The sequence below is a fragment of the Candidatus Eisenbacteria bacterium genome, from assembly GCA_020847735.1.
Classification (GTDB): domain Bacteria; phylum Eisenbacteria; class RBG-16-71-46; order RBG-16-71-46; family RBG-16-71-46; genus CAIXRL01.
The window spans coordinates 42,585-48,811 of sequence record JADLBL010000005.1; the positions used below are offsets into that span (position 1 = coordinate 42,585).

A 6,227-nucleotide genomic window follows, 5' to 3' on the forward strand; every position below is an offset into this window, starting at 1 on the left:
CCGCTTCCCGCGGCGGGCCCTTCCTCACCACGGCGTCGGCCGGTAGTCCTTCAGGAATTGTCCCCAGACGTGCACGCCGGTGTTGGCGCCGGCGACGATCGGGTCGGTGATGCGCGCCGCGCCGTCCACGATGTCGAGCGGCGGCGCGAAGCGGTGCTCGACCGCCTTGCGCTCGGCGATCACGGCCGGGTCCTCGTCGGTCACCCAGCCGGTGTCCACGCTGTTCATGTGGATGCCGTCGTGGAAGTAGTCGGCCGCCGAGGTGCGCGTCATCATGTTGAGCGCGGCCTTCGCCATGTTCGTGTGCGGGTGCCGCGTGGTCTTGGCCTTGCGGTAGAACTGACCTTCCATGGCCGAGACGTTGACGATGTGCTTGTCGCGTTCCGGCGTCCGCGTCATCAGGGGCTTGAGGCGCGCGTTGAGCACGAACGGCGCGACCGCGTTGACGAGCTGCACTTCGAGCAGCTCGACCGACGAAACCTCGTCGAGCAGCAGCCGCCAGGAGTTGCGCCCGCGCAGGTCCACCTGCTGCAGGTCCTGGTCGAGGCGTCCCCGCGGAAACAGGTCCTGCTGCGCCCGCCGCTCCTCGGGCAGCAACCGCACCTGCGAAAGCTCGGCGGCGTGCGTGAGGCCCGCCACCTCATGGAGGGCGCGATCCGCCGCGACGGGCGGCGCGCCCGGGCCCTCGGGCAGCAGGTGATAGCCGCGCAGGCCCTCGTAGGCCCCGAGCAGCCGGCGCACTTCGGGCCGCAGGTGCGCGTGCGAGGCGGTCTCGCCCGCGAGCATGTGCTCGTAGTACTCCGGCGGCCGGCGCACCGTCTGGCAGGCGTTGTTGACGATGTAGTCGAGCCGGTCGCGCGTCGCCAGCAGGTGACGGCAGAAGGCCTCGACGCTCGGCGTGTGCCTCAGGTCGAGCCCGAAGATCTCGAGACGGTCACGCCACCCGGCGAAATCCGGCTCACGCGCGTAACGCTCGGCCGAGTCGCGCGGAAAGCGCGTCGTCACGATGAGCCGCGCACCGCACCGCAGCAGCTTGAGACCGGCCTGGTAGCCGATCTTGACGCGGCCGCCGGTCACCAGCGCGACGCGGCCGCGCAGGTCGGCCAGCTCGCCGCGCTTTCGAAGGTTGAACTCGCCGCATTCCGGGCAGAGCTGGTCGTAGAACGGATGCAGCGTCGTGTAGTCGCGTTTGCAGACGTAGCAGTTCTGCTCCCGCTCGGCGACGGTGTTCGCGGGATCGGCCACCTGATCCTCGGGCGAGAACTCCCTGGCGCCCGCCGGCAGCGCCGCGTCGGGCGTCGTGAAGACGGGCCGGCGGCGCAGCGTGCGGATGCCCGAGCGCTCCAGCGCGCGTTCATCCCGCTCCGCCGCCCGTTCCTTGCGCGCGCGCGCCATCTCCTTGACGAGCCGGCGCCGGTCGGCGGGAGTCGGGTGATAGACCGTGCCGGCGGCGGTGGCGAGCCGCCGGCGTTCCTCGCGGGTGAGCGGTTCGAGCAGCCGCCGGTTCGCGGCGATCTGCTCGAGCACGGTGAGCGCCTCGCGCAGCCGCTCGGGCGTTGGCGCGGGCGCGCTCGAATCGGCGGCCCGCGGAGCGTCGTCGGGATTCGTCATGGCGTGGAAGGGTAGTCGAGCGGCGCCGCGCGGCCCAGCCGTGGCGGGCGGGACGCGTCCGCCAAAAAAGGTCCCGCGATCCCCCCGGGGGAGTGCGCAGCGGCCGCCACCCCGCGGCGTCACGGCGTGGGCGCGCCTCCGGCCTCGGGCCCCCACACGGTGACGCTCCCGAAATGCCGCGAGCGGCCCGCCGCCGCCGAGTCGAACAGCGCCGCCGCCTCGGTTCCGTTGCGCCCGCCGTGGCGCACGCGCACGCCCCACCAGCGGCTGCCCGCCGGACGCGGCTCGCCGAACGCCGCGGGCCCGACGCGCAGCGAGTCGGCGATCACGAGCGCGCCCTCGTAGTAGGGGAACTTCGCGTCGAACCACAGCAGCTGGATGCGCGCCAGCCGCGGTTCGTGATGGACGAGGAACAGCAGCGCGTGCGTGTCGGCGCAGAACACGATGTCACCCGGGCGCACGGAGCCGCGCAGCAGGCGGTTCGCGCTCGCCAGGTCGGCCGCCTCGCCGTAGGGCCCGCGCAGCGCGATCGAACGCGTCTCCATGCCGAGCAGCCCCACGAACAGCAGCCACGGCGCGAGGCGGACCGGCGCGGACCGGTCCCGCGCGAGGTCGGCCAGCGAGACGAGTCCGGCGGCCGCGACCGCGAGCAGCGGCGGGACCGCGTAGTACATGTAGCGCGCCGTGAAGACGTGCGCGCCGCGCGTGCCGAGCCAGTAGGCGGCGAGCACCGGCGCCACCCCGACGAACGCGAGGAACGCCGCGGGCCGGCGGTCCGCGGCGCGCCGGAACGCGAGCGCGCCGAGCGCGAGAAAGACCGGGATCAGGTAGGTGACGCTCCCGGAGGCGTGGCGCAGCCAGTCACGCAGGTCGCGCGCGTCGGGCGGCCCGGTCCAGTGATCGGCCTCGAGCCGGGCGTTCTGCCGCAGGAAGGTCGGCAGTTGCGGCAGGAACAGCGCCGCGACGACCAGGTGCAGTCCGATCCAGCCGAGCGCGCGCCGGCGCGTTCCGTCCGTGCGCCAGGCCAGCAGAAGTCCGGCCAGCCCGGTGAAGGCGAGAATCAGCCCCGAGAGGTAGTGCGTGTAGAGCGCGAGCGTCGCCGCCACGACGTAGCCCGCCGCGTACCGCGCGCCGCCGGCCGACAGCCAGCGCCACGCGAGCCACCAGGCGGCCGTGAGCTCGAGCCAGAAGAGCGCGTAGACGCGCGCCTCCTGCGAGAAGTAGACGTGCACAGGGTGAACCGCGAGCAGCGCGGCCGCCACGAGGCCGGCGCGCGCGCCGAAGGCGGCGCGGCCGAGCAGGAACACGGCGACGATCGTCGCGAGCCCGAAGCCGACGGACAACGAGCGCAGCCACGGCGTGGACTCGCCGCCCAGCGCCTCCCAACCGGCGACCAGCAGCGTGTGCAGCGGGGGATGGACGTCGCGCGCCATGCGCGCGATCACCGCGGCGGCGCCGCCGCGGGCCGCCCACGTCGTGTAGATCTCGTCGAACCACATCGGCGCGCGCCCGGATTCGAAGACGCGCGCCACGGCTCCGGCGACGAGAATGGCGCCCAGCGCCGCCCGGTGGGCGGGGCGCAGGCGCTGGGGATCGGTGGGTGAGTCCGGCTTCATGGGATGCGGTCCTCGCGGGCGGACCGCATCCTACTTCCGCAGCAGGCGCTCCCACCACGAGCGGCCGCCGCCGGCGGCGCGGCGCGCCGCCCGGGCCGCGCGGCGCGCCGCCTCGCGCTCCTCGCGGCAGCGGCAGCGCAGCTCGCGCGGCACGTCGGCCAGCACCATCTCGATGTGCATCCCGCACCCGGCATACGTGGGCTTGCCGCAGGTGCGGCAACTGGTCCGGTAGCACATGGCTAGGCGCCGCCCTCCGGCGGGCCGCCGGACTTCGCTTCCTCGGCGATCGCGCGCCGGACCTCGGCCATGTCCAGCGCCTTCGCCTTTTCGACCACCTCGTCGAGCGCCGCCGCGGGCAGCGCGCCCGCCTGCGCCATGAGCAGCACGCCGTCGCGAATCACCGCGAGCGTCGGGATGCCCTGCACGTTGAACGCCGCCGCCAGCTCGGGCTGGGCTTCGGTGTCGATCTTCCCGAACACCACGTCGGGATGCCGGGACGAGGCGGCCTCGAAGACGGGTCCGAACGTGCGGCACGGGCCGCACCAGCCCGCCCAGAAGTCCAGCAGGACGAGGCCCTGCCGGACGGTGGACTCGAAGTTGTCGCGGGTGACTGAAATGGTCGGCACGAAGGATCTCCTTTCGGCCAGTAGGAGTCGGCCGGCGGCAAAAGGATTCGCGGCCGGTGCCGGGCCGCCGGCTCCGTCGGCGTGCCGGGGTTTCGACCCCGCAGCGCCGGGGGCGAAGGCGATCCCGCGTCCGCGTGCTACCGTGCCCCCTTCCATGTCCCTGCTCCCCGATTCGCCGGCGCTGGCCGCGCTGCGCCATCGCAACTTCCGGCTGCTCTGGTTCGGCCAGCTCGCCTCCACGGCCGGCTCGATGATGCAGAACGCCGCGCTGCTGTGGCACGTCTCGCTGCTCGTTCCGCCGCACAAGCGCGGCCTCGCCCTCGGCCTGGTGGGGCTCGTCCGCGTCGTGCCGATCGTCGGCTTTTCGATGGTCAGCGGCGTGCTGGCCGACGCCCTCGACCGCCGCCGGCTCATGCTGGTCACGCAGACGGGTATGGCCCTCGCGGCGGGCACGCTCGCCTGGCTGGCCTTCTCGGGCGCGCGCTCGCCCTGGCCGCTCTACGTGCTCGCGGCCGTCGGCTCGGCCTTCGGCTCGTTCGACGGCCCCGCGCGCCATTCGCTCATCCCGACGCTGGTGCCGCGCGAGGACCTGCCCAACGCGCTGGCGCTCAACTCGCTCATGTTCCAGGCCGCCTCGGTCGTGGGCCCCGCCGCGGGCGGGATCGTGATCGCCGCGCTGGGCGTCGGCTGGGCGTACCTGCTCAACGCGCTGTCGTTCCTGTGCGTGATCGGCGCGTTGCTGCTGATGCGCGAGGTGCCGGGGCGCGGGCCGGGACATTCGCCCGACATCAGCCTGCGCGCCGCGCGCGAAGGTTTCGCGTTCGTGTTCCGCACGCCGCTCATCCGCTCCACCATGCTGCTCGATTTCGTGGCCACGTTCTTCGCCTCGGCGACCGCGCTGCTGCCGATCTACGCGCAGGACATCCTGCGCGTCGGCGCGCACGGCTACGGCCTGCTCGCGGCCGCGCCGTCGGCGGGCGCGCTGCTCATGAGCCTCGTGCTCGCGCCGGCCATTCCGCACATCGACCGCCGCGGCCGGGTCCTTCTGTGGGCGGTGGCCGGCTACGGGCTCGCGACCATCGCCTTCGGCGTCTCGCGCTCGTTCGCGCTCACGTTCGCGTGCCTCGCCGTCACCGGCGCGGCCGACACCGTGAGCACGGTGATCCGCAACATCGTCCGCCAGCTCACGACCCCCGACGCGATGCGCGGGCGCATGACGAGCGTGAACATGATGTTCTTCATGGGCGGGCCGCAGCTCGGCGAGCTCGAGGCGGGCCTGGTGGCGAACGCCTGGGGCGCGCCGATCTCGGTGGTGACGGGCGGCATCGGCTGCCTGCTCGCGACCGGCTGGATCGCGGCGCGCACGCCCGAGCTGCGCGCCCACCGCCGGGAGGAGACGACCGGCTGACGCGCGACCGCGCCTGCGGGCCACGGAACCGAGGGAGGACGGCATGACCTCGAGCCTGATGATCAATCGCGCCCCCGTGATGACGCTGTGGGCGGCGGTCGTCGCCGAGCGGCTCGGATACGACCACGCCGCGGCGCTCACGCTCGGCAAGGCCGTCGCCGGCATGAACGCCGCCGCGAAGGCGCGCCGCCTCAGGCTCGCCGAGCCCGCGAAGGAGCCGGCGGGGAGGAAGAAGCCGCCGCGCGAGCGCACGGTCGAGCTGCTCGGCCGGTTGGTGCCGGTCGTCGAGACGAAGTCGGGCCTGCGGGCCGTCGCGAAGGAGCGTCCGGAGGACCCCGCAGCCGTCGAGCGCTACCTGGCGGGCAAGTTCGGCGACGCGCTCGAGGACGTGCGCACGGCGTTCCGCGCGCTCGCGCGCTCGCGCACTCCGGCGGCGCTGGCCGCCGAGGCCTACGCGCTCTACGAAGCCTTCCGCCCCGCGATCCCCGAAGGTGTCCGCGGCTGGGGCGCGGCGGGCCGGCTCGACCTGGCGCTGGTGCGCAAGCTCGCGACGGCGCGGAGGTGAGCGGGCGCCGCGGCCGGGCGGCTGATGCCGAACCGCCAAGAGTCCTTCAGCAGGCTGCTGAAAAAAGACCGAAACGCATGACCTTGACCACCCCGACGAAGATCGGCCGTGGGCGGACAGCCCCGGCTGGGTGGGCTCCGAGAGGGTGGCACTCGTTTCGCTTCTGCTGCGATGGCTTCATCGTTCCGGCTCGATGCTCTTGAAGCTGCGGTTCGCCCGCACCAGCGTGCCGTCCTGGCTGACGTGGTGGCCGGTCACCAACCCCTTCGTCACTGCCCCGGCCACGACGGGGGCAAACAGCCAGCGGAAGATCTCGCTCTCCTTAGAACCGCTGGTTGTGGTTCTTCGTGAACGTCGTCGCGTGCCCCACCTCCGACTCCAGGTCCAGCCCCGGGAACCGC

General features: G+C 73.4%; 6 protein-coding genes. 2 read left to right on the forward strand and 4 right to left on the reverse strand.

The window, feature by feature from the left end; translation table 11 throughout:
- Positions 1-24: 24 nt before the first annotated feature.
- The 4 genes from IT347_02570 to IT347_02585 all read right to left on the reverse strand — a co-directional run bounded on the left by IT347_02570 (position 25) and on the right by IT347_02585 (position 3,853).
- Positions 25-1,611, reverse strand: coding sequence for an SDR family oxidoreductase (locus IT347_02570; protein ID MCC6348458.1), 1,587 nt, complete (start codon positions 1,609-1,611; stop codon positions 25-27).
- Between the two features lie 119 nt (positions 1,612-1,730).
- Positions 1,731-3,227, reverse strand: coding sequence for a glycosyltransferase family 39 protein (locus IT347_02575; GenBank protein MCC6348459.1), 1,497 nt, complete (start codon positions 3,225-3,227; stop codon positions 1,731-1,733).
- Between the two features lie 30 nt (positions 3,228-3,257).
- Positions 3,258-3,407 carry a hypothetical protein gene (locus IT347_02580; protein MCC6348460.1) on the reverse strand — a complete coding sequence of 50 codons (150 nt, stop codon included), beginning with the start codon at positions 3,405-3,407 and terminating at the stop codon, positions 3,258-3,260.
- Positions 3,408-3,466: 59 nt separating this feature from the next.
- Entirely contained in the window at positions 3,467-3,853 is a 387-nt protein-coding gene (locus IT347_02585) for a thiol reductase thioredoxin (protein MCC6348461.1), read from the reverse strand.
- A gap of 154 nt (positions 3,854-4,007) precedes the next feature.
- Between IT347_02585 and IT347_02590 the strand changes: the two genes are divergently transcribed.
- Both IT347_02590 and IT347_02595 read left to right on the forward strand, forming a co-directional pair.
- The gene (locus IT347_02590) at positions 4,008-5,261 is read left to right on the forward strand and encodes an MFS transporter (GenBank protein ID MCC6348462.1); all 1,254 of its coding nucleotides are present in this window, start codon (positions 4,008-4,010) and stop codon (positions 5,259-5,261) included.
- Positions 5,262-5,304: 43 nt separating this feature from the next.
- Positions 5,305-5,826 carry a hypothetical protein gene (locus IT347_02595; protein ID MCC6348463.1) on the forward strand — a complete coding sequence of 174 codons (522 nt, stop codon included), beginning with the start codon at positions 5,305-5,307 and terminating at the stop codon, positions 5,824-5,826.
- The last annotated feature ends 401 nt before the right edge of the window (positions 5,827-6,227 follow it).

Excerpts from the sequence above, each read along its gene's own strand:
- IT347_02575 (MCC6348459.1), bottom strand. The coding sequence starts at position 3,227 with ATGAAGCCGGACTCACCCACCGATCCCCAGCGCCTGCGCCCCGCCCAC.
- IT347_02595 (MCC6348463.1), top strand. The coding sequence starts at position 5,305 with ATGACCTCGAGCCTGATGATCAATCGCGCCCCCGTGATGACGCTGTGG.
- IT347_02580 (MCC6348460.1), bottom strand. The coding sequence starts at position 3,407 with ATGCACATCGAGATGGTGCTGGCCGACGTGCCGCGCGAGCTGCGCTGC.
- IT347_02590 (MCC6348462.1), top strand. The coding sequence starts at position 4,008 with ATGTCCCTGCTCCCCGATTCGCCGGCGCTGGCCGCGCTGCGCCATCGC.
- IT347_02570 (MCC6348458.1), bottom strand. The coding sequence starts at position 1,611 with ATGACGAATCCCGACGACGCTCCGCGGGCCGCCGATTCGAGCGCGCCC.